At 63.9% G+C, this 23,201-nt stretch carries 16 protein-coding genes; 2 read left to right on the top strand and 14 right to left on the bottom strand.

What is annotated here, in order from left to right:
- The first annotated feature begins 152 nt into the window (after positions 1–152).
- Positions 153–842: an NYN domain-containing protein gene (locus BM382_RS20090; RefSeq protein WP_015633685.1), complete on the top strand. Its 690-nt coding sequence runs from the start codon at positions 153–155 to the stop codon at positions 840–842.
- 17 nt (positions 843–859) lie between these two features.
- Here BM382_RS20090 and BM382_RS20085 read toward each other — a convergent pair whose 3' ends face one another.
- From BM382_RS20085 to BM382_RS20020, 14 genes are all read right to left on the bottom strand, one after another.
- Positions 860–3,325: a TonB-dependent siderophore receptor gene (locus BM382_RS20085; protein WP_053148377.1), complete on the bottom strand. Its 2,466-nt coding sequence runs from the start codon at positions 3,323–3,325 to the stop codon at positions 860–862.
- Between the two features lie 98 nt (positions 3,326–3,423).
- Positions 3,424–4,377 (bottom strand): FecR domain-containing protein, encoded by a 954-nt coding sequence (locus BM382_RS20080; RefSeq protein ID WP_019093513.1) that lies wholly within the window; start codon positions 4,375–4,377, stop codon positions 3,424–3,426.
- Positions 4,374–4,883: a sigma-70 family RNA polymerase sigma factor gene (locus BM382_RS20075; RefSeq protein ID WP_011058526.1), complete on the bottom strand. Its 510-nt coding sequence runs from the start codon at positions 4,881–4,883 to the stop codon at positions 4,374–4,376. Before BM382_RS20075 ends, BM382_RS20080 begins: the two co-directional genes overlap by 4 nt.
- 70 nt (positions 4,884–4,953) lie before the next feature.
- Positions 4,954–6,435 (bottom strand): efflux transporter outer membrane subunit, encoded by a 1,482-nt coding sequence (locus BM382_RS20070; protein WP_072443707.1) that lies wholly within the window; start codon positions 6,433–6,435, stop codon positions 4,954–4,956.
- The gene (locus tag BM382_RS20065) at positions 6,432–7,502 is read right to left on the bottom strand and encodes an HlyD family secretion protein (protein WP_011058524.1); all 1,071 of its coding nucleotides are present in this window, start codon (positions 7,500–7,502) and stop codon (positions 6,432–6,434) included. The genes BM382_RS20070 and BM382_RS20065 overlap by 4 nt, the downstream gene beginning before the upstream one ends.
- Before the next feature lie 14 nt (positions 7,503–7,516).
- Positions 7,517–9,061, bottom strand: coding sequence for an MFS transporter (locus BM382_RS20060; RefSeq protein ID WP_011058523.1), 1,545 nt, complete (start codon positions 9,059–9,061; stop codon positions 7,517–7,519).
- 176 nt (positions 9,062–9,237) lie between these two features.
- Positions 9,238–10,164, bottom strand: coding sequence for a LysR family transcriptional regulator (locus tag BM382_RS20055; protein WP_011058522.1), 927 nt, complete (start codon positions 10,162–10,164; stop codon positions 9,238–9,240).
- A 215-nt stretch (positions 10,165–10,379) separates the two neighbouring features.
- Positions 10,380–11,246 (bottom strand): ABC transporter permease, encoded by an 867-nt coding sequence (locus BM382_RS20050; protein WP_011058521.1) that lies wholly within the window; start codon positions 11,244–11,246, stop codon positions 10,380–10,382.
- Positions 11,247–11,279: 33 nt separating this feature from the next.
- Positions 11,280–12,140 carry an ABC transporter ATP-binding protein gene (locus BM382_RS20045; protein ID WP_011058520.1) on the bottom strand — a complete coding sequence of 287 codons (861 nt, stop codon included), beginning with the start codon at positions 12,138–12,140 and terminating at the stop codon, positions 11,280–11,282.
- Positions 12,141–12,145: 5 nt separating this feature from the next.
- The gene (locus BM382_RS20040; RefSeq protein WP_169893095.1) at positions 12,146–13,171 is read right to left on the bottom strand and encodes an ABC transporter substrate-binding protein; all 1,026 of its coding nucleotides are present in this window, start codon (positions 13,169–13,171) and stop codon (positions 12,146–12,148) included.
- 39 nt (positions 13,172–13,210) lie between these two features.
- Complete coding sequence (locus tag BM382_RS20035; RefSeq protein ID WP_011058518.1) at positions 13,211–14,098, bottom strand: TauD/TfdA dioxygenase family protein; 888 nt, start codon at positions 14,096–14,098, stop codon at positions 13,211–13,213.
- Positions 14,099–14,381: 283 nt separating this feature from the next.
- Positions 14,382–15,749 (bottom strand): HlyD family type I secretion periplasmic adaptor subunit, encoded by a 1,368-nt coding sequence (locus tag BM382_RS20030; protein WP_011058517.1) that lies wholly within the window; start codon positions 15,747–15,749, stop codon positions 14,382–14,384.
- A complete protein-coding gene (locus BM382_RS20025; RefSeq protein ID WP_011058516.1) occupies positions 15,739–17,892 on the bottom strand; it encodes a type I secretion system permease/ATPase in 2,154 nt (717 codons plus the stop codon). The genes BM382_RS20030 and BM382_RS20025 overlap by 11 nt, the downstream gene beginning before the upstream one ends.
- Positions 17,893–17,930: 38 nt before the next feature.
- Positions 17,931–19,283, bottom strand: a complete 1,353-nt coding sequence (locus BM382_RS20020) for a TolC family outer membrane protein (RefSeq protein WP_011058515.1) — start codon at positions 19,281–19,283, stop codon at positions 17,931–17,933.
- Positions 19,284–19,644: 361 nt separating this feature from the next.
- Here BM382_RS20020 and BM382_RS20015 point away from each other — a divergent pair.
- On the top strand, positions 19,645–23,201 hold a 3,557-nt coding region (locus tag BM382_RS20015), incomplete at its 3' end, for a retention module-containing protein (protein WP_139238031.1).

Below are 23,201 nucleotides of genomic sequence, written 5' to 3'. Positions count from 1 at the left end.
TACCTCTCTCGTCGGACAAGGATTGACCTCGACGAATACAGGCACTAGGCTCGACCTCACAACTCAACCCCGTACGCAGAGATTAAGTTCGCTGGCCGTTGGGGTGAAAAAACCGGCCCAGGCCGGTTTTTTCGTTTCCAGGGAATGGAATAGTGCGCACGGCCTTCTTTGTCGATGGCTACAACCTGTTCTACGGGTTGCTGGCCGACACCCCATTCAAGTGGCTCGACCTGCCCGGGTTGCTGACCCATATCGTGCAGATCGAGAACCCCGCCAGCCGACTGGCCTCGGTGGACTACTTCACTTCTTCAGTCAAACCCCGGCTGGCCACCCGCGGCCGGGCCTCCAAGGAAGCGCAAGACACCTACCTGCGCGCCTTGAAGGCGTCCCAGGTCAATGTGCACCTGGGGCGCCATCAGCTTGAACCGGCCAAAGCCCCACGCTTCATCAATAAAGCCGTAGGGGCTTCACGCCAGGACACGGTGGACATCTGGAAACTTGAGGAAAAGGAAACCGACGTCCATCTGGCGATCAGCATGTACCGCCTCGCAGCCAGGCAAGCCCTGCATCCTCCAGATGAACGCATCGAGCAACTGGTGCTGGTCTCGGGAGACACCGATATGGCACCAGCGCTGCGGGCCATTCGCGAAGACTTCCCGGACTTGACCCTTGGCGTGATCCTGCCTCACCGCCCGCAGTATCAGCGCCCGCAACCCGGCTCACTGAAAGCCCAGGCCCACTGGATGCGCCGGGTCGTCAGCGCAGAGGAACTGTGCAAGCACCAGTTCCCCGAACGAGTGGCGACCCGCAAGGCGCCCGCGATCAAGCCGGACTACTGGTGAGCCCAGCTGCTGCGGCCTTACCAGTCATAAGTCAGGCTCGAGACCATGGTCCGGCCTTCGCCGTAGTAGCAGTCCCAGATGCTGGTGCATTTGGCGACGTAGGTCTTGTCGGTGAGGTTCTTCACGTTCAGCGCCAGCTTCACGCCCTTGAGCTGCAACGGCGACTTTTCAAGGTCGTAGGTCAGGCCGGCGTCGTACACGGTGTAGGAAGGGATCTGGAAGGCGCCGTCGTAGTCGGTGCCGTAGCTGCCCTTGACGTAACGGGCGCCGACGCCCGCTCCCAGGCCTGCCAGGGGGGTGTCGCCCAGGATGGTGTAGTTGAGCCACAACGCAGCAGTCAGGGGTGGCATGCCCGCCGGATGGCGACCCTCGCGGCCATCGTTGTCCTTGGTGTACTTGATGTCGTTGCGCGATGCCGAGGCAATCACGTCCAGCGATTCGCTGAGGCTGGCCTTGGCTTCAAGCTCGATACCTCGGGAGCGCACCGCGCCGCTCTGGATACTGAACCCGGGGTTGGCCAGGTCGGTGGTCAGAATGTTCTCCTGGTCCAGCTGATAGGCCGATACCTGGACGAAGCTCTCCTGGCCCGGAGGCTGGAATTTCACCCCCACTTCGTACTGCTTGCCGGTGGAAGGCTCGAACGCGCTGCGCTGGAAGCTGGTGCCGCTCAACGGCAGGAAGGATTCCGAGTAGCTGACAAAGGGCGCCAGCCCGTTGTCGAACAGGTACACCAGCCCCCCGCGCCCGGTGAAGGACTGGTTCTTGACGTTGGTATGGGCCCCACCCAGCGGCGCCTTGTTGTCGGTTTCCGCCCAATCGTTGCGACCGCCCAGCACCAGCACCCACTTCTCGTACTTGATCTGGTCCTGCACGTAGAGGCCGGTCTGGATGATGGTGTTGTCCCACTGGTAAGCGTTGCCGAAATTCAGCGACTGGCCGTAAGTAGGGGTGAACATGTCGAGAATCGGCGGGTTGTAGTCGTACTTGCCGTGGTATTTCGAATTGAAGTGGTAGTAATCCAGCCCCACCAACACCGTGTGGTTGAACGGCCCGGTGTCGAATTCGGCCTGGGCGATGTTATCCACGCCGAAGACCTTGTTGTGCTGCTTCCAGTCGACCCCGTAGCGGGTCATGTAGCGCTGGTCGTCGAGCCCGGTCTTGGGGTTGGTGACGAACTTGTAGCCGTGCAGCGGCGCACGGTAACGGTCGTCGACGTCGGCGTAGCGGGCATTCTGCTTCAGGGTCCAGACATCGTTCAGGCGATGGGAGAACTCGTAGCCCACGACGAACTGGTCACGGTCGTAGGCATTGACCCCGGGCTCGCCCAGAAACAGGTCGCGGTCGATCTTGCCGTTGGGGTTGGCGAACACCGTGCCCACGCTGGGCAGGCCCTGGGCCTCGGGCACGTCGTTGTCCTTCTGGAACTGGGCAAACACCGTCAGTTGGGTGTCGTCATCCGGCCGCCAGGTCAGGCTCGGGGCGATGAACTGACGCTGGCGCTGCACGTAATCGATGGCGTCCTGGCTGTCGCTGGCCAGGCCGGTCAGGCGATAGAGGAACTGCCCCTGCTCATCCAGCGGGCCGCCCAGGTCCAGGGCGATGCTCTTGTGGTCGTAGCTGCCGGCTTCCACTTTCAGCTGATGCACGGGGGTCTCGGTGGGCCGCTTGCTGACCATGTTGACGATCCCGCCCGGCTGGTTCTGCCCGTAGAGCACTGAGGCCGGGCCCTTGAGCACTTCGATGCGCTCCAGGGAATAGGGCTCGATCTGCAGGGCACCACCGGTACTGCCACCGCCATAGGGCAAGTGCAGGCCGTCGAGGTACAGCGGAGTCGGTGAAAAACCACGGGAGGTGGGTTCGTCGAAAATCTTCACCCGGTCGGAAAAGCCGCCGCCGGTCATGCCCGGGGTATAGAGCAGCGCCTCGGTCACGCTCTGGGCACCACGGGCGCTGATCTCCTTGGCGCCGATCACGTTGATGGTCTGCGGAATCTCCACCAGCGCCGAATCGGTCTTGCTGCCGGTGGCGCTGCGCTTGGCCACGATCCCCGGCACTGCGCCCCAGGCATTTTCATCCACTTGGGTGGCGCCGATGCGGGTTGGCCCCAGCTCCAGCGCAGCGCCCTGGGCCACTGGTTGCAGCCCCCAGCTGGCGCCACTCTGGGTGGCTTGCAGGCCGGTCCCCGCAAGGAGCTGGTGCAGCCCTTGCGCCACTTCGTAGCGGCCTTGCAGGCCCTGGCTGTGCTTGCCGGCCGTCATGCTCGCATCCACCGACAGGAGAATCCCCGCCGCACTGGCAAAGCGGTTCAGCACCTGGTCGAGGTTGCCGGGGGCGATCTGGTAGTCGCGGGCCTGGCTCTGGCTGCCCGGCTCGGCCTGGACAATGCCTGGCAGCACGGGTGCCACCGCCAGCAGCGCAACAAAGGCTCGGCGGCGCGCGGTAGCGCCCAGGGTCAAAATGGATGCAGCGGTCTGGTAAGGCATTCCTGAACTCCCCATGAGAATGCGTCTTGATCGGCTTTCATGGGGTATCCCGAACGGCGCGCCGGAATCGACAACCGCCTGACAAAATATTTTTGCATTCAGCCTCGCGGCTTGAGGGTTACCCAGTAGCGGGTCACCGCATGGGCCCGTACCGGTAGCGAGCGCTCCAGGGCGGCGAGCACCGCATCGCTGTCGGCCAGGGGAAAGACCCCGGTCAGCAGCAAGCCCGCCACCTGCTCATCGCAGCGCAGCACCCCTGGCCGATACCGTGACAGCTCAGCGACGAACTGCCCCAGGGGCTGGCGTTCGGCAATCAACCGGCCCTCGCTCCAGCTGCTGGCATTGACCTGGGCCACTTGCCGGGCCGACACCCGGCCGGCGTCGAACCACAGGCGTTCGCCGGCATTCAGTTGCAGGGCCTGTGCATGGCGGGGGCTGATCCGCAGCGCCCCTTCGTAAAGATCGACCCGGGTGCCGCCGTCCAATTCGCGCACGGCGAAACGTGTGCCCAGGGCCTGGATATCGCCGGCGGGGGTTTCCACGATCAGCGGCCGCGACGGGTCATGCCCGCTGGTCAGCAGGATCTCGCCCTGGATCAGGCGGATGCGCCGTTCGCTGGCGCTGAACAGCAGGTCGACGGCGCTGGCGCTGTTGAGGTCCAGGCGGCTGCCGTCGCTCAGGGTCAGGTGGCGTATTTCCCCGGTGGCGCTGCGCTGCCCGGCGAAGGCCGCTCGCCAGGGCTGGCTGTCCTGCACCAGGTAGCCGCTGCCACCGGCCACCAGCAGCAAGCCGAGCAGCTTCAGTGCGGCGCGGCGCTGCTGGTCCGGCGCCTTGGCCAACAGTACATGGGTGCTGTGTTCCGGCACGCCTTGCAGGGTCTGCTGCAGTTGCTGCAGGCGTTGCCAGGCTCGCTGGTGCTCGGGATCGGCCTGCTGCCAGGCGTCGAAGGCGCTGCGCTGCTGCGCGCTCAATTCGCCGCCCCAATGCAGCATCAGCCACTTGCTGGCCTGCTCGACAACGCTGGGGGCAATGGGTGCTTGATGAGGTTTCATTCTGCGTAGAGCACCTGGTAACAGGCCTGGATCGCACGGGTCATGTACTTCTGCACCGAGCTGACGGAAACCTCCAGGCGCTCGGCAATCTGCGCATAGCCCAGCCCCTCGAACTGCGACATGACAAAGGCCTGGCGCACTTTGTCCGGCATGCGGTCGAGCATGGCGTCGATCTGCATCAGGGTTTCGAGAATCAGCGCGCGGCTTTCCAGGGAGGGGGTCTGCGGCTCCGGCAAGTGGGCGATGCTTTCCAGGTAGGCGCGCTCGATGCGCGCGCGCCGCCATTGGTCGACCACCAGGTTGCGGGCGATCTGCGCCAGGTAGCTGCGGCTTTCCTGCTGCCCGGGAAAACGCCCCGAGAGCAAGAGGCGCAGGAAGGTGTCCTGCGCCACGTCCGCGGCATGCTCGCGATCGCCCAGGCGCTTGCGCAACCAGCCCTGCAACCAGCCGTGATGATCCTGATACAGACGATGGAGTTGAGCGTTGCCGTCAGTGGTGGCTTGCATGAATGAAACTGCGCACATGATTGAGAGCAATTATCATTACACTTTTTTCTCAATCCAGGCAAAACGCTTTTCAACCTGGCTGGCTGGCAGCCTGCAATGGGTAGACCGACTGCCAACCCCCCCCCAGCGCCTTGTACAGGCCAACCATGGCCAGGGACACTCCGGCCGAGCTTTCCACCAACTGCTCCTGGGTTGCCAGCAAGGCCCCCTGCACCGTCAGCACGTTGACGAAATCCACCACCCCTTCGATGTACTGCTGCTGTGCCGTGCGCAGGGCGATCTGGTTCTGCCGCACCGCTTCGGCCAGGCTGTCGCGGCGCAACTGGCTGGCGTTGTAGCGGGTCAGTTGGTCGTCGATTTCGTGCCAGGCCCGCAGCACCGTCTGCTGGTAGGCCAGGGCTGCTTCCTGCTGCTGGGCCTCGCGCAACTGGAGCATGCCCCGCAGGCGGCCGCCATCGAACAGCGGCAGGCTGAACTGCGGGCCGATGCCGAACTGCCGCGAACTCCAGGAACCGAAGTCCGCCAGTTGCAGGGCCTGGGAGCCGAAGTTGCCGGACAGGGTAATGCGCGGATAGAAATCGCCCTTGGCCACACCAATGCTGGCCGTGGCTGCATGCAGGCGCGCCTCGGCCTGGCGGATATCCGGACGCCGCTCGGCCAGTTGCGAAGGCAGGCCGATAGCCACCTGGGATGGCGGTTGCGGCACTGGCGCATCGTTGGCCAGTTCCTGGTGCAAGGCCTGGGGTGGCTCCCCCAGCAGCAGGCTCAGGGCATTGATCAACTGCGCCTGGCGCTGTTGCAGCTCCGGCAGTTGCGCCTCGATGGTGGCGACCTGGGCGGCGGCTTCGGCCACGTCCAGGTCGGTGGCCACGCCGTCGGCCAGGCGCAGTTGCGAGAGTTTCAGGCTGTGCCGGGCGACCTCGAGGTTCTGCTCGGTGACCGCCCGGGTGCTCTGCACGCCGCGCAGTTGGATGTAGTCCTGGGCGGTTTCCGCCAGCACCGACAGCAGCACCCCGCGCCGGTCGTTCTCCGCCACTTCCAGGGTCGCGTCGGCGGCCTCGGTTTCGCGCCGCACCCGGCCCCAGAAATCCAGCTCCCAGGAGGCGGAGAAGCCCGCTTCCCAGAGATTGAAGGCTGATTTTCCATTGTTCCCCGAAGGGTCGTTCAGGCCCTCGGCACTGTTGCGCTTGCGCCCGTAGCCGCCATTGGCCGAGGTGCTCGGATAGCGTTCGGCAGTGATGACCTGGCGCGCCGCCCGGCTCTGCTGCAAACGGCTGGTGGCCAGTTGCAGGTCGAGGTTATCGCTCAGGACGCGACGGCTCAGGGCCGACAGTTGCGGGTCGTTGAACACCTCCCACCAGCGCTCCTGCATGGCACTGTCCACCGCCTGGCTGGCAGCGGCCTGGGCCGGGGCGGACCAGGCCTGGACCTGGGTCGCCTGGGGCCTCTGGAAATCCGGGCCGACATTGCACGCGGCCAGGGACAGCAGGCTCAGCGCCAGCAGAGTGCGGAGCCCGTGGGAGCGTCTGTGACGGCTGCGTTCGCGGCTCATCGCTGGGTCACCTCGCGGGCGCTGGTGGCAGAGCTGTGGGTGTCCACGCTGGCTTCCACCGACATGCCCACCCGCAACCGCTCGGCCAACGGCTGGTTGGGTTCCAGAAGGATCTTCACCGGAATGCGCTGCACCACCTTGGTGAAGTTGCCGGTGGCGTTATCCGGCTTCACCGCGGCGAAGGTCACACCGGTGGCCGGGGCCAGGCTTTCCACCCGACCATGCAGGGTCTCGCCGCCCAGGCTGTCGACCCGCACCTCCACCACCTGCCCGGCATGCATGGCCGTCAGCTGGGTTTCCTGGAAGTTGGCCAGTACATAGGCCTGCTGCAGCGGCACCACGGCAAGGATCTTGCTGCCCGGGGTTACATAGGCACCGACCCGCACCGCGCGCTCGCCGACCATGCCGTCCACCGGCGCCACGATGCGCGTGTAGGACAACTCGTAGCTGGCCATTTCCAGGGCCGCCTGGGCACGTTTCAAGCCACCTTCCGCGGCGTCGCGCTGAGCGGTGAGGATCTCCACCTGCTTGCGCTCCGCCGCCAGGGCTGCGGTGGCGGTGGCCAGCCGGGCGCTGGCCTGGTCGATGCGGGTCCGGGCCTGCTGGGCGTTCTGCACCGTGCCGGCGCCGACCCCGGCCAGGTGGTTGTAGCGGTTCAGTTCATGCTCGGCAAAGGCTCGCTCGGCCTGGGCCGCGCTCAAGGCAGCCTGGGCCTGGGCGATCACCGAACTCTGCCGGTCCAGGGTCGCCCGGGCGTTCTGCAACTGCGCCTTGGCCACCAGGGTCTCGGCATCCGCCGCCTGGGCCGCGGCCCGCAGGTCACGGTCGTCGATCAGCGCCAGCAGTTGCCCGGCCTTGACCTGCTGGTTGTCCTCCACCAGCACTTCCTTGATGAACCCCGCCACGCGCGGGGCCACCAGGGTGTAGTCGGCGGCGATGAAGGCGTCGTTGGTGGTCTGCTCGCCGGCGCGGCCGAACAGCCCCGGCAGCGCCAGGTAGGCCAGCACGCCAAGGGCCGCCACTGCCGCTACCGCAATGGCGATTTTGTGTTTGTTCTGGGTCGTCATGACAAAGGTCTCGTTCAAGTCGGTGCCCGCGGTGGGTAGATCCGCGTCGGCAGCCAGAAAATCAGCAGGATCAGCACAGCGGCCAGCCCTGCCATGCAGTAGTAGAGGTCGGCGGAGGTCAGCACCACGGCCTGCTGGTGCAGGCGCCGGGCCAGGCCGGCGACGCCGTCGTCCACCAGAGGCGAGTTGCCCAGGCTGTCCACCAGCATGGTCGAATGAAAATGCAGGCGGCGGGTGGTCAGCACATCCAGCACACCGGTGGCAATCACCGCCGCCAGGCCTTTCACGGTGTTGAACCACGCCGAGGCAAAAGGCCCTTCCATCGGGGTGATACTGCCGGTGGAAAGCATCAGCAATGGCAGCACTGCCATGGGCTGGCCGAAGATCTGCAGCAGTTGCAGCACGTAGAAGTCGTCACGGATCCAGGCCGAGGTCAGGTGCGTACCGCCCAGACAGGACAGCACGAGCATGCCCAGGCCGATCCCCAGCACCCAGCGGCAATCGACCCAGCGCAGGTTGCACAGTGCTGCCACCAGGGGCAGCGCAAGCAGTTGCGGCAGGGCCATCACCAGCATCACCGGCGCGGTCTGCAACGGCCGGTAGCCCTGGACCTGAGCCAGATAGGCGGACGGGATGATGATCACCGCCGTCAGTACCACCAGCACCCCGGCCAGGGTCAGCAGGGCGAAGGACAGGTTGCGGATGCCGAGCATCTGCAGCTTGAAGAACGGAATCGGCTGCGACCACTCGTTGATCATGAACAGCACCAGCAGCACCAGGCCGCCGGCCAGCAGCACACAGATCAGCGGCGACTCGAACCAGTCCAGGCGGTTGCCCTGCAGGATACCGATCACCAGCATGCAGATCGCCGGAAAGCCCAGCAGCAGGCCGCGCCAGTTGAACTGCTTGAAACGCTCCAGGCGCAGCGGGTCCTGGGGCAGGCCGTAGGCCACCGCCGCCATCGCCAGCAGGCAAGGCAGCACCACCTGCCAGAACGCCCATTGCCAGCCCACGTACTCGGTCCAGAGTGCCGCCAGGGGCGTGCCCAGGCTGGGGCCGAAGGTGGCGGTCAGGGCATAGCCGGCCAGGCCGTAGAGCTTGACGTTGGCCGGCAGGAAACGCAGGGCCACGGTCATCAGCATCGGCGGCAGCGCGCCGCCGGCCAGGCCTTGCAGGGTGCGCAACAGCAACAGGCTTTCGTAGTTCGGGGCGAAGGGGCACAGCACCCCCAGCAGGGTGAACAGGCCAATGGCACACAGGGTGAAGCGCCGCAGGGAAAAGGTCACCGAACACCAGGGCGCGAAGGCCATGGCCGCCACCGAGGTGGCGGTGTAGCAGGCCACCAGCCAGGTGCCTTCGTCGTAGCCGATGAACAGCGCACCACGAATGTCCGCCAGGGCGATCTTGGTCACCATCTCGTTGAGGCCCGAGACCAGCACCGCCAGCAGCACGCCCACCAGGCCGATGATGATCCGCGGCCCGAACACCGGCGGTGCAATGGCTGCCGGCTTGCTGGCGGCTTCAACCGAAGCAGGCGCAGCGACAGCGAGGGAACTCATGGAAATACTGCTCCAGACAAGAAAACCAGAGCAGTTTATGAACAGCCGATGCTGACGAAAACTGACTTATCGACAGTTTATAAGTGCGTCAGACGCAATGATTCACCCTGTTGACCGTAGGAGCTGGCTTGCCAGCGAAGGGGCCCTCAAGACCGCTTGCGCCGGCAAGCCGGCTCCTACGAGGAGGTCGGCTGGGCTTCTTGCCAAGTGGCCTGGCAGGAGGTGCGCAGGGTTTCGCGAAACCACTTGTGCGCCGGGTCCTTGTCGTAGCGCGGATGCCAGGCCTGGGTCAGGACCAGGGTCGGCAGGGAAATCGGCAGCACGAACGAACGCAAGCGCAGGCCCAGGCGCGAGACGCTGAGCAGGGTTTCCTGGGGCACCGGCAAAATCAGGTCCGAATCCGGCAGCATGAACATGGCGGCGTGGAAGCTCGGGGCAATCAGCGGCACCCGGCGCTCCAGGCCCTGCTCGGCCAGGGCCGCATCGATAGGTCCACGGGCTATGCCCCGGCGAGACATGCTGATGTGGGGAAACGCGGCAAAACGCTCGGCGGTGATGTCTTCGTCCAACAGCGGGTGGCCTTCGCGCACCAGGCCGACAAAGGCGGTGGTGAACAGGTTCTGCACCTTGACTTCCGGGGTCAGGGGCCGGGTGTTGCTAATCCGCAGGTCGATCCTTCCCTCCCGCAGGGCCTCGTCATCGCCATCGCCTTCGGGCACGAAGCGCAGCTCGCACAAGGGCGCCTGACGCTCCAGGGTATCGATGAGGCGACCGCCATACACACCGACGAAAAAATCGTTGGCGCGCACGTTGAAGCGCCGCTGCAGGGAACCCAGGTCGACCTTGTCCGCCGAGCGGAACACCAGCGCCGCCTGCTCCACTACATCGCGCACCTGGCTGCGCAGTTCCAGGGCCTTGGGGGTGGGCACCAGGCCGCGTCCGGCACGTACAAGCACCGGGTCGCCGAGGGCGTCGCGGATCCGCGTCAGGGTCCGGCTCATGGCCGCCGGGCTGAGGTTCATGCGCCGCGCCGCGCCCACCACGCTGCCCTCGTCGAGCAGGGCGTCGAGGGCCACCAGAAGGTTCATGTCCGGAAGTTGCATGCTGAGCACTCGTGACTGGTCAGGGATGATCCAGGCGCAATGCTAGCAGGCTTGGCGCCGAGGAAAATGAGGGAGATCAATCCTTACCCGTGAACCCACTAGCCGCGTAGGAGCCGGCTTGCCGGCGAATGAGCCCTCGAACCTTGCATAGCCCTTGAGGACGCTTTCGCCGGCAAGCCAGCTCCTACGGTCGGGGGACTGGCGGACGAGGTAGCTCAGCGCTGCATGCCCCAGCGTTTTACCGTGATCCGCTCCAGGGTGTCGAAGATCAGGTTTTCCACCAGCAGGCCGATGAGGATCACCACTGCCAGCCCGGCAAACACCTTGTCGGTGTACAACTCATTGCGGTTCTGGAAGATGTACCAGCCCAGGCCACCCTTGCCGCTGGTGGCGCCGAACACCAGCTCGGCAGCGATCAGGGTGCGCCAGGCGAAAGCCCAGCCGATCTTCAACCCGGCGAGAATCGACGGCAGCGCCGCCGGGATCAGGATGAACAGCACCAGGCGCAGGCCCTTGAGGCCGTAGTTGCGCCCGGCCATGCGCAGGGTTTCGGAAACCCCGAGAAACCCGGCATAGGTGTTCAAGGCCAAAGCCCAGAGCACCGAATGCACCAGCACGAAGATCAGGCTGTTCTGCCCCAAGCCGAACCACAGCAGCGCCAGGGGCAGCAGGGCAATGGCCGGCAGCGGATTGAACATCGAGGTCAGGGTGCTCAGCAGGTCACGGCCAAGCCGGGTCGAGACCGCCAGGGTGGTCAAGGCAAACGCCAGGACGATGCCGATCAGGTAGCCCTTGAGCAGCACCACCAGGGAAATGCCCACCTTGCCCAGCAATTCGCCGCTGAGCAGGCCCTGGTAAAGAGCGCTGGCAGTTTGCAGAAAACTCGGTAGCAGCAGGTCGTTGTTCTGGTAACGGGCCACGGCTTCCCAGAGCAGCGCCAGCAGGACCAGGATCAGGCTCTTGCGCAACCAGCCTTGTTGCCAGAGGCGCTGCCCCAGGGGCAGCTCGCGCTCCAGGGGCACTTGCAGCAAGGGCTGCAGGACAACTTCGTATTCCTCGCGCGCAGGAGATGAGTGGCTCATCGGGCATTCCTCGTTCAACGGTGGCCTGACGGCTCAATAAGCGATACGGATATCGGCGAAATCCAGCTCGGTTTCAGTTTCCGGCGATTGGCCTTCATCGAACAGCAAGCGGTGAATGCGCCGCGCGGTCTGCTGAAAGGCCACGCCACCGAGGCTCTGCAGGTCGTACTGGTGGCTGTGGACTTCCGCCCGCACGCGCCCCGGATGAGGCGACAACAGGAGGATGCGATTGCCCACCACCAGCGCTTCCTCGATGGAGTGAGTGACGAACAGCAAGGTGAAGCGCACCTCCTCCCAGAGCCGCAGCAACTCCTCCTGCATCTTGCGTCGGGTCAGGGCGTCGAGGGCGGCGAAAGGTTCGTCCATCAGCAGGATCTTCGGCTGCATGGCCAGGGCGCGAGCGATCGCCACCCGGGCCTTCATGCCACCGGACAGGGTATGCGGATAGGCATCGGCGAAAGCCGCCAGGCCGACTTTTTCCAGGTATTCCAGGGCACGCTCTTCGGCCTCGCGGCGGCCGAGGGTCTTCGACGCCAGCAAGGGAAACATCACGTTCTGCTTCACGGTTTTCCAGGGGGGCAACTGGTCGAACTCCTGGAACACCACGATACGATCCGGCCCGGGCTGGCTGACGCGCTGGCCTTGCAGGCGAATCTCGCCCTCACAGGGCTGGATGAACCCGGCCACGGCCTTGAGCAGGGTCGACTTGCCGCAGCCTGAAGGCCCCAGCAGGACAAAGCGGTCGGCCGGATCAACCTCGAAACTCACCTGGTGGGTGGCCCGCACCACCCGCTGCGGGGTGCGGTATTCCAGGCTGACTTGTTCCACCGCCAACAGCGCCTGGGCGATGGCAGCGCGATTGCTGGCCGTGTGGCCTGGCAAGAGGGCATTCATGGCGATCAGCTCCCCTGCAACGGTTTGGCATCCTGGAAGAAGTAGTCCTTCCACGACTCGGGCTTGTTCTTGATCGCACCGACCCGGTAGAGGAATTCCGCCAGTGGGTAGGTGTTTTTCGGTGTCACGCTGAACTCGAACTGCGGGTTGTCGATGATCTTCAGCAAAGCGGCGCGGTCGATCTTGGCCTTGGTCACGCGCAGGTAGGTATCGGCGGCTGCGCCCTTGTCGTGCTGGGCGAACTCGGCCGCTTCGGCCAGCGCTTCGACGAAGGCCTTGTAGGTCTTGGGGTTGTCGTTGCGGAATTTCTCGGTGGCGAACAGCACCGTCGGTGAGTTGGGCCCCAGCAGGTCGTAGGTATTGAGCACCACGTGCACATTGGGGTTCTCCAGGGCCTGGTCCTGGAATGGCGGGTTGGAGAAGTGCCCGGTCAGCTCGGTGCCGCCGGCAATCAGCGCGGCGGTGGCGTCCGGGTGGGGAACGGCGATGGTGTACTTGTCCAGGCGATTGAATTCCTTGTCGCCCCATTGCTTGGCGGCGGCGTATTGCAGGAAGCGCGACTGCACCGAGACCCCCACCGCCGGTACCGCAATGCGGTCCTTTTCGGTGAAGTCGGCGATGGTCTTGACCTTGGGATTGTTGCTCACCAGGTAGTAGGGAAAGTTACCCAGAGAGGCTACGGCCTTGACGTTTTGCCGGCCGTGGGTGCGATCCCAGATGGTCAGCAGCGGCCCGACGCCGGCCCCGGCAATGTCGATGGAGCCCGACAGCAGCGCGTCGTTGACCGCCGCGCCGCCGGACAGCTGGGTCCAGTCGACCTTGATGTCGATGCCCTGCTCCTTGCCGTGCTTTTCGATCAGGTTCTGGTCGCGCACCACATTGAGCAGCAGGTAGACGATACCGAACTGTTCAGCGATGCGGATCTCGCCTTCGGCCTGGGCCGGCGCAGGCGCAACCAGGCTGCCGGCCAGCAGGCTGAAACCCAGGCCGATGGCCGTGGCCAGTCTGCCGAGGCGGGGAATGAAGGGAATGGATAAGGACATGCTGGTTCTCCTGCCGTGCCTGGCTGATCAGTAAGGGGCGTCGCCCTGGATGGTGGTGCGATACAGCTTGCGGCGCAGATGGCTCGGGCAACCGGCGGCCAGGTGGATCAGCGAGCGGTTGTCCCAGAACACCAGGTCGTGGGGCTGCCATTGATGGCGGTAGATGTTGTCCGGCAGCACGCTGTGGGCATACAGCTCGGCCAGCAACTGGGCGCTTTCGTCTTCCGGCAGGCCAACGATGCGGGTGGTGAAGCCCTCGCTGACGAACAACGCCTTGCGGCCGTTTTCCGGGTGAGTGCGCACGACTGGGTGCACCACCTCGGCGACCTGGGCCAGTTGCTCCGGGGTCAGGGTCGGGCGCCAGTTGCCCTCGAACTTGGTCTCGCTGTAGCGCGCCGTATAGGAGTGGGCGGCGCTGCGCCCCTCGACCGCCTTGCGCAGCGCCTCGGGCAAGTTGTCCCAGGCCTGGTGCATGTTGGCGAACAGGGTGTCGCCCCCTTCGGCTGGCAGTTCCTGGGCGTGCAGCATCGAGCCCAGGCTCGGCAGTTCCTTGTAGGAGAGGTCCGAGTGCCAGAACTTGCCGGCGTCCCCCAGGCCGATGGACTGGCCGTTCTCGATGATGTTGGAAACGATGAGGATTTCCGGGTGCCCGGCCAGCAGGAACTGCTTGAGCACATGAATCTGCAACACACCGAAGCGACGGCTGAAGGCAATCTGCTGTTCGGGGCTGATGCGCTGGTCGCGGAACACCACTACGTGATGGTCCAGGTGGGCGCGGTGGATGCGGGCGAAGTCCTGGTCGTTGACTGGCCGGGACAGGTCGAGGCCGACGATCTCGGCGCCTACAGCCCCATTCAAGGGCCGGATTTCGAAAGCTTGTGCGGCAATGGAGGCGGCACTGGCTGATGCAGACATGACTGAAACTCCCGCGCAGGCGCGCCCAGGGCGCGCGCGTCGATCAGAAACTCACGGAGATCCCGTGTGGGTTCATTTCGTGCGGCGCGCCGATTGGTCGGCAGGTACGCAGGGAGTCAACTTTATAGATATAAGAAAACGAATTTAAATACCGTTAGTGAATAACGATATGTTGATTCAACCGATGGACCGCTTGGGGACGGCACGCCGACGAAGGCGCTCTCAAGGCCCCTTCGCTGGCAAGCCAGCTCCTACAAGGCTGGCAGGTGGTTTCTTACATGGATCAGCGTTCGTGCAGGGCTTCGGCGCGGGCGCGGATGATCGGCTTGAGCAGGTAGCTGAGGATGCTTTTCTTGCCGGTGATGATGTCCACCGAGGCCACCATCCCGGGGATGATCAGCAGCGGCTTTTCATCGGTGCCCAAGTGGCTGCGGTCGGTGCGCAGCTTGATCATGTAGTAGGTGGTCTTCTTGTCTTCATCGGTGATGGTATCGGCGCCGATCTGTTCCAGGCGGGCCTTGAGGCCACCGTAGATGGTGTAGTCATAGGCGCTGAACTTGACCACCGCTTCCTGCCCCGGGTGCAGGAAGGCGATGTCCTGGGGACGGATCTTGGCTTCCACCAGCAGGGTGTCGTCCAGGGGGACGATTTCCACCATGTCGCTGCCCGGCTGGATCACCCCGCCGATGGTGTTGACCATCAGCTGCTTGACGATACCGCGTACCGGCGAGGTCACCAGGGTGCGGCTGACCCGGTCTTCCAGGGCCTTGCCGGTGGCGCTGGCCTTGTTCAGTTCGGTGCGCGCTTCGTTGAGCTGGGTCAGGGCCTCGCTGCGGAACTTGCCGCGGGTTTCATCGATCTTGCGCTGCACTTCCTTGATCGCCGATTCGGCGCGAGGGATCGCCAGGGTGGTGGCGTCCAGCTGGCCACGGGTTTCCACCTCGGCACGCTTGAGCCGCAGCACTTCCACCGGCGACACCGCGCCCTGGGCCACCAGCGGCTCGGACATGGCGATTTCCTGGCGCTGCAGGCCCAGTTGCTGGCGGTATTGCGCCTGCTTGGAGGTGAACTCGCGCAGTTCCTGCTGCTTCTGGATCAGCTGTTCCTGGAGGCCACCGATCTCGTCATGCAGTTGCTGGCGACGGCTCTGGTACAGGGATTTCTCACTGGCCGCCTGGCCCGGCGCTTCCTTGACCGCCTCAGCGGGGAAATTCAGCTCGCGTTCATCCACCTCGGCGCTCAGGCGCTCGACCCGCAGCAGCATGGACAGGCGCACGGTCTCGGTCTCGCCGACGTTGGACTGGAAGCGCGTGTCGTCGAGGCGAATCAGCGGCGCGCCGGCTTCGACTATCTGGCCTTCCTTGACGTACAGCTCGGAGACGATGCCGCCTTCCAGGTTCTGGATCTTCTGCAGCTTGGAGGAAGGAATCGCCTTGCCCTCGCCCTTGGTTACCTCGTCGATCACCGCGAAGTTGGCCCACAGCACCAGGAACAGGAAGAACGCGATGATGCCCCAGATGGTCAGGCGGATAACCCGCGGCGCATCTTCGATCAGTGCCTTGTTGACCTCGGGCAGCGGCTGCCCCTGGAGCGAATCGGTGCCTTTGAAATAGCGACGGATCGAGTCCTTGAATCCCGACTTAAGCAACACTGATCTGCCCCTTCTTCAACGCTTCCATCACCACCGCTTTCGGGCCATCGGCCAGGATTTGTCCACGGTCCACCACCAACAGCCGATCCACCAGCGACAGCAACGACGCCCGGTGGGTGACCAGTACCACGGTCTTGCTCTGCACCACCGCCTCCAGGCGCTGTTTCAAGCGCTCTTCGCCGGTGTTGTCCATGGCGCTGGTGGGCTCGTCGAGCAGCAGGATCTGTGGGTTGAGCAACAGCGCGCGAGCCAGGGCGACGTTCTGCCGCTGGCCACCGGAAAGGTTCTGCCCGCGCTCGCCCACCTGCAATTCATAGCCCTGTGGGTGCAGCCTGGCGAACTCATGGACCCCCGCCAGTTCCGCGGCCTGCAGCACCAGTTCGTCCTCGACGTAGCGGGCACCGGAAGTCAGGTTGTCACGCAGGGTCCCGGCCAGCAGCTGGATGTCCTGGGGCACGTAGCCGATGTTGTGACGCAGTTCGCTGACGTCGATCTGGCGGATGTCCACACCGTCTACCAGCAGGGCCCCGGAATCCGGCTGGTAGAGCCCCACCAGCAGCTTGGCCAGGGAGCTCTTGCCGGAGCCGCTGCGGCCGATGATGCCGACCTTTTCCCCCGGCTTGATCATCAGGTTGATGTTCTTCAGCGCCGGGTTCTGCTGCCCCGGGTAGGTAAAACTCAGTTGCCGACACTCGATGGCACCCTGCAGCACGCTGCGGCTCAGGGGGCGCTCGTCGAAATTGCGCTCCTGGGGCAGCTCCATCATCTGGTCCACGGAGGTCATGGTGACCCGCGCCTGCTGGTAGCGGGTCAGCAGCCCGGACAGCGAAGCCAGCGGGCTCAGGGCCCGACCGCTGAGCATGTAGCAGGCGATCAGGCCGCCCATGCTGAGGTTGCCGTCGATGATCTGGTACACGCCGAAGATGATCATGATCACCCCGGCCAGTTGCTGGATCAGCAAGGTGATGTTCATTGCCAGGCTGGACAGCATCTTCACCCGCAGCTCAAGCCGGCTGAGGGTGCCGATGGTCTGCTCCCACTGGTACTGGCGCTCGCTCTCGGCGTTGTTGACCTTGACCGCGTCCAGGCCGGCCAGGGTCTCGATCAGGCTCGACTGGCGCTCAGCCCCCAGGGCCATGGTCTTTTCCATGGTCGCCACCAGCGGCTTCTGCAGGGCATAGCCGATGCACAGGGCAATCGGGAAGGCCAGCACCGGAATCCACACCAGATGCCCGCCAAGGATGGCGATCACCAGGAAGATCAGCAGGGTGAACGGCAGGTCGATCAGGCTGGTGAGGGTCAGGGATGCGAGAAAGTCCCGCAGGCTCTGAAACTCATGGATGTTCTGGGCGAAGCTGCCGACCCGTGCCGGGCGGTACTTCATGGCCATGCCGACGATGCGCTCGAACAGCGTGGCGGAAATGATCAGGTCGGTCTTCTTTCCCGCCAGGTCCAGACACAGGCTGCGCAGGCCCTTGAGGATCAGGTCGAAGATGTAGGCGCCGATGATGCCGATGGACAGCACCCACAGGGTCGAGGTGGCCTGGTTCGGCACCACCCGGTCATAGACGTTCATCACGAACAACGGCGCGGCCATGGCGATGATGTTGATCAGCAGGCTCGCGGCAATGGCGTCGGCATACAGCCAGCGCGAGCGCTTGAGGGTGTCGCGGAACCAGGAACGGGCGCGAGGGATCAGCGACCCGTGGTTGACGTCGAACTTGTGCTGGGGCTGGGCGAAGAACACCTGGCCGCTGTAATCGTCGGCCAGCAACTGGCGGTCGACACAGACTTCGCCGCCATCGCTTTCGCTGAGCAGCAGCCGCGCCTGGTCTTCACCCTGCCAGCCCAGCAGCACCGCGCTGCGACCGTCCTTGAGCAGCAACAGGGCGGGCATGGCGATGGCTGGAATCTGTTCGAGCTTGCGCCGCAGCACCCGGCCCTGTAGCCCGGCCCGGGCCGCGGCCCGGGGCAGCAGCTCGGCGCTCAGGCGCTGGGATGGCAAGGGCAGGCCGGTGGTCAGCATCGCCGCACTGGCGGGCTTCTGGTGCAGGAAGCAGAGGGTCAGCAAACCATCCAGAAGGGGATCGTCATGCATGCCGCGTGGATCATGACTGAGTTGCACACTGACTTCTGATTCCACGCTCGACACTCTTGACTGGCTGGTTGGATGAAATTAGCTCAATTCATCCCGGGCAGCTGGACCTTGGGCTTCACATCGCTTTGCACGACGGAGGCCATAGGTGCCACCACTCCCTGGCTTTTGAGCAACTCGCCCATGGTCGCCTTGATTCGATATTGAGTAAATAACTGAATGTTCTGGATCTCGGCCAGGCGCCGGGAGGCGGTGAACAACTCGTTTTCACTGTCGAGCAAGTCCAGCAGGGTACGTTCACCCAGGCTGAACTGCTTCTGGTAGGCGGTCCGCACGCTGGTGCTGTGATCCACATATTGCTGGGCGATCGGCACCTGGGCGTTGGCGTTGTTCAAGGCGTTCCAGGCCAGGCCCAGTTCCTCGTTCAGCACCCGCAGGGCGTTGTTGCGGATATCCAGCGCCTGGTTGGACTGGTAGGCCTTGGACTCCAGGTCGGCCTTGTTGCTGCCGCCGGCGAACAGGTTGAAGCGCATGCGCAGCATGGCCTGCCATTCATTGTTGTGGCCGTTCTGGCCGTCCAGGTCGTTGTCGGCAGTACGCCCCAGCTCCGCGTCGAAGCGCGGATAGAACGCCGACTTGGCGGCATCGTACTGCTTCTCGGCAGCGACGATATCGGACTCGGCGGAACGCAGGATCGGGCTGTTTTCAAGCATCTGGTGCCGGGCCTCGTCGAGGTTGGCCGGCAACAGCGCCATAAAACTGGCAGGGCGTTCCAGCTGGTCCGGCATTTCTCCGACGGCACTCAGGTAGTTGGTCTGGGCGTCGGCGAGGTTGGTCTGCTCGGTGATCAGGTTGTTGCGGGCCTGGGCCATCCGCGCTTCAGCCTGGTCAAGGTCGGCGCCGCTACCCACGCCACGCTGGGTGCGCAGTTTGATCTGGTCGTAGATACGCTCGTGATTGCGCAGGTTGTCTTCCGCCAGTTGCACGAATTGACGGCGGGTCAGCACATCCAGATAGACCTGGGCCACGGTCAGGGCCGTGCGCTCGGAGGTGCCCAGCAGGGAGTAGGCGCGGGAGTTGACGGTGGCTTGTTGACGCCCGACTTCGCTGGACGTGGCAAAACCGTCAAAAACCATCTGTTGCAGACGCAAACTTGACTCGCCGCGGTTCAAGGTTTCCCAGTGATTGCTGCCTGTACCCGCACGGGTCGTAGGGTTATCCGTCCCTTCACGACCATAGCCAGCTAACATGTCCACTCGTGGCAGATAGCCACCTTTGGCGGCTTTCAGCTGGTAGTCAGCAGCCAGACGGCTGTTCACGCCGGCTTGGATTTCCGGGTGCACATCCAGTGCTTTCTGCATGGCTTCAGGAAGGGTTTGAGCCTGCACAAAGCTGGCGGCTAAGGCAAAGGGCAGGGCCTTGAACAGATGAAAACGCATGGTAAGAATTTCCCTCGGACAGCGTGTCCAGAATCACGTCAGAACGTGGCACCACATCGATTTATTACAACCAAAACAACCGTCCGTCGGAAAGTTCAAACTAAGAACTGGTTCACATACTTCAAGTCAGGTTACCGCGTGAATATCAATGTGACATTAATTCGGCGATTGTTTAGGATGGCGTCCATAAGGTCAATAGTTTGGCATAAAGTTAATACCCAAAAAATATAGCCAAACTTTTGACGATAGATCTGTCAATTACCCGTTCCCAATTACACACCTAGTACGTCCTGACTGAGTTGCGGCCCGCGCCCAAGCCGGTACATGGAAGTCGACTGAGCGGTACACCGGAGAGTCCCCAATGAGCAGTGTTGTTGCCATCGTCAAAAGCATTGTCGGCCAAGTTTTCGTGGTTTCCCCGGAAGGGATCCGACGCGTACTCATTGAAGGGGACCGCCTGTTCGTGGGTGACCAGGTAGACACCGGCCCGGCCGGGGCCGTCACCCTGGAGTTGACCGACGGGCGCACTCTGGACCTGGGGCGTGACACCCAGTGGAGCGGTGCCGCACCGGACTCCAGCACGGACCTGGCACAGGCCACCGCTCAGGCCGCCCCTTCGGTGGCAGAACTGCAGCAGGCCATCGCCGCCGGCGCCGACCCGACCACCGACCTGGAAGCCACCGCCGCCGGCCCGACCGCCGCGGGGAATGGCGGCGCGGCCGGTGGTGGCCACAGTTTTGTGCAGTTGGAAGAGACTGCGGGCCGGGTCGACCCGACCATCGGTTTCCCCACCGCTGGCCTGGGGCTGGCCAATTCGACCCAGGACAACACCTTTGGCGGCCTGACCAACAATGGCGGCCTGGGCAATGGCAACGGCAATGGCAGCGGGAGTGACTCCCTGCGCCCGGCCACCCTGACCCTGGGCGCCACCCCAACCATTACCGAAGCCGGTGGCACCCTGGTGTACACCGCGACCCTGACCCAGGCGCCACTTACCGACCTGACTGTGACCCTGTCCAATGGCGCGGTCATCGTCATCAGCGCCGGCCAGACCACTGGCAGCGTGCAGGTGCCCCTGGCGCCCCAGGACAACGTCTATATCGACCCGGGCCAGATCAGCGTCAGCGTGACCGGCACCACCGGCGGTGGCGGCCTGCTGGTAACGGTCAACCCGACCCCGGCGGTCACCCAGGTCACCGACACCATCGACACCACCACCGTCAGCCTGACCGCTGATGCCAGCGTTACCGAGGGCGGGCAGATCACCTACACCGCCACCCTCACCAACCCGGCACAGACTCCGGTGACCATCACCCTGTCCAACGGCTCGGTGATCACTATCGAAGCGGGCAAGTCCAGTGGCTCGATCGACGTCCCGGCGCCAGCCAATGACGTCTACAAGAACGGCGACACCATCGAAGTCGGTATCACCAAGGCTGAAGGCGGCAACTTCGAGAACCTGCAACCCAGCCCAGACAAAGCGGTCACCACCGTGACCGACAGCATCGACGACACCGGCCTGAGCCTGTCGGCCACCGATACCGTGGCCGAGGGTGGCTCCATCGTCTACACCGCCACTCTGACCAACCCTGCTGGCACCCCGGTCACCGTGACCCTGAGCAACGGCGCGGTAATCACCATCGCTGCCGGTGCCACTTCCGGTACTGCCACCGTCGCCGCCCCTGCCGATGATGTCTATAAAGACGCGGGCAAGGTTGAAGTCACCATCACCAAGGCCGATGGCGGCAATTTCGAAAACCTGGTCACCGACCCGGCTCCGGCTGTGACCGATGTCACTGACACGATCGATACTTCGACCGTCAGCCTGACCGCAACACCAAGCGTCGCCGAGGGCGGCACCGTCGTTTACACCGCATCGGTGACTGCGCCAGTGACCGGTTCGCCGGTGGTCGTCACTCTGTCCAATGGCCAAACCATCACCATTCCAGTGGGCGAGTCGTCCGCCAGCGTCAACTTCACCGCGCCAAACGACGCTCTGGCTGGGGGCAGTTCGCTCAGCACGACCATTACCAAAGCCGACGGCGGTAACTACGAGAAGCTGGAAATCAGCGACAAGCCTGCTGAAACTTCCGTCACCGATACCCCGGATACAACGACCCTGAGCGTGACCGCCACCGATACCGTGGCCGAGGGTGGCTCCATCGTCTACACCGCCACCCTGACCAATGCCGCTGGTACTCCAGTCACCGTGACCCTCTCCAACGGCGCGGTGATCACCATCGCCGCAGGTGCCACTACCGGCACCACCACCGTCGCGGCCCCGGCGGATGACGTCTACAAGGACGCCGGTAAAGTCGAAGTCACCATCACTAAAGCGGAGGGTGGCAACTTCGAGAACCTGGAGACCAACCCGACTCCAGCAGTGACTGATGTCACCGATACCATCGACACCAGCACTGTTTCGCTGACAGCTACCCCTAATGTCGCCGAAGGCGGCACTGTGGTTTACACCGCGTCGGTCACCGCCCCCGTGACTGGTTCCCCGGTCGTAGTGACTCTGTCTAATGGCCAGACCATCACCATTCCAGTGGGCGAGTCGTCCGCCAGCGTCAACTTCACCGCGCCAAACGATGCGTTGGCTGGCGGTAGCTCCCTGAGCACCACCATCACCAAGGCGGACGGCGGTAACTACGAGAAGCTGGAAGTCAGCGACAAGCCGGCTGAAACCTCCGTCACCGATACCCCGGACACCACCACTCTGAGCCTGAGCGCGACCGAGTCCGTGGCTGAAGGTGGTTCCATCGTTTACACCGCGACCCTGACCAATGCTGCGGGTACGCCTGTTACTGTCACACTCTCTAACGGCGCGGTGATCACCATCGCCGCTGGCGCTACCTCCGGTACTGCCACCGTCGCCGCTCCGGCTGACGACGTGTACAAAGACGCCGGTAAAGTCGAAGCCACCATTACCAAGGCCGAAGGCGGTAACTTCGAGAATCTGGAGACCAATCCAGCTCCAGCAGTCACCGACGTGACTGACACCATCGATACGTCGACCGTCAGCCTGACCGCAACTCCAAGCGTGGCTGAGGGTGGCATTGTTGTTTACACCGCGTCGGTGACAGCGCCAGTAACCGGCTCGCCGGTCGTGGTCACTCTGTCCAACGGACAGATCATCACCATTCCGGTGGGCGAGTCGTCCGGTAGCGTGAATTTCACCGCTCCAAACGATGCATTGGCTGGTGGCAGTTCGCTCAGCACGACCATTACCAAGGCGGACGGCGGCAACTACGAGAAGCTGGAAATCAGCGACAAGCCGGCTGAAACCAGCGTTACCGATACCCCGGACACCACTACCCTGAGCCTGAGCGCGACCGAGTCCGTGGCCGAAGGCGGCTCCATCGTCTACACCGCCACGTTGACCAATGCAGCCGGCACCCCGGTCACAGTGACCTTGAGCAATGGCGCGATAATCACTATCGCCGCCGGCGCTACGTCCGGTACTACCACCGTCGCCGCTCCGGCTGACGACGTGTACAAAGACGCCGGCAAGGTCGAGGCAACGATCACCAAGGCCGAGGGCGGTAACTTCGAGAACCTGGAAACCAATCCAGCGCCAGCGGTGACTGATGTCACTGACACCATCGACACTTCGACTGTCAGCCTGACCGCAACACCAAGCGTCGCCGAAGGCGGCACTGTGGTGTACACCGCCTCCGTGACTGCGCCAGTGACCGGTTCGCCGGTAGTCGTCACTCTGTCCAATGGCCAGACCATCACCATTCCGGTGGGTGAGTCGTCCGCCAGCGTCAACTTCACCGCGCCAAACGATGCCCTCGCTGGCGGCAGTTCGCTGAGCACGACCATTACCAAAGCCGACGGTGGTAACTACGAGAAGCTGGAAATCAGCGACAAGCCGGCTGAAACCAGCGTGACCGATACCCCGGACACCACTAC

The organism is Pseudomonas sp. NFPP25 (genome assembly GCF_900116505.1).
GTDB lineage: Bacteria > Pseudomonadota > Gammaproteobacteria > Pseudomonadales > Pseudomonadaceae > Aquipseudomonas > Aquipseudomonas protegens.
This window is presented reverse-complemented; position numbering and strand designations above follow the sequence as displayed.

What these genes read in the sequence shown, in the direction of transcription:
- BM382_RS20050 (WP_011058521.1), bottom strand. Translation starts at nt 11,246, where the DNA reads ATGAGCCACTCATCTCCTGCGCGCGAGGAATACGAAGTTGTCCTGCAG.
- BM382_RS20055 (WP_011058522.1), bottom strand. Translation starts at nt 10,164, where the DNA reads ATGCAACTTCCGGACATGAACCTTCTGGTGGCCCTCGACGCCCTGCTC.
- BM382_RS20065 (WP_011058524.1), bottom strand. Translation starts at nt 7,502, where the DNA reads ATGACGACCCAGAACAAACACAAAATCGCCATTGCGGTAGCGGCAGTG.
- BM382_RS20035 (WP_011058518.1), bottom strand. Translation starts at nt 14,098, where the DNA reads ATGTCTGCATCAGCCAGTGCCGCCTCCATTGCCGCACAAGCTTTCGAA.
- BM382_RS20070 (WP_072443707.1), bottom strand. Translation starts at nt 6,435, where the DNA reads ATGAGCCGCGAACGCAGCCGTCACAGACGCTCCCACGGGCTCCGCACT.
- BM382_RS20080 (WP_019093513.1), bottom strand. Translation starts at nt 4,377, where the DNA reads ATGAAACCTCATCAAGCACCCATTGCCCCCAGCGTTGTCGAGCAGGCC.
- BM382_RS20060 (WP_011058523.1), bottom strand. Translation starts at nt 9,061, where the DNA reads ATGAGTTCCCTCGCTGTCGCTGCGCCTGCTTCGGTTGAAGCCGCCAGC.
- BM382_RS20075 (WP_011058526.1), bottom strand. Translation starts at nt 4,883, where the DNA reads ATGCAAGCCACCACTGACGGCAACGCTCAACTCCATCGTCTGTATCAG.
- BM382_RS20045 (WP_011058520.1), bottom strand. Translation starts at nt 12,140, where the DNA reads ATGAATGCCCTCTTGCCAGGCCACACGGCCAGCAATCGCGCTGCCATC.
- BM382_RS20020 (WP_011058515.1), bottom strand. Translation starts at nt 19,283, where the DNA reads ATGCGTTTTCATCTGTTCAAGGCCCTGCCCTTTGCCTTAGCCGCCAGC.
- BM382_RS20085 (WP_053148377.1), bottom strand. Translation starts at nt 3,325, where the DNA reads ATGCCTTACCAGACCGCTGCATCCATTTTGACCCTGGGCGCTACCGCG.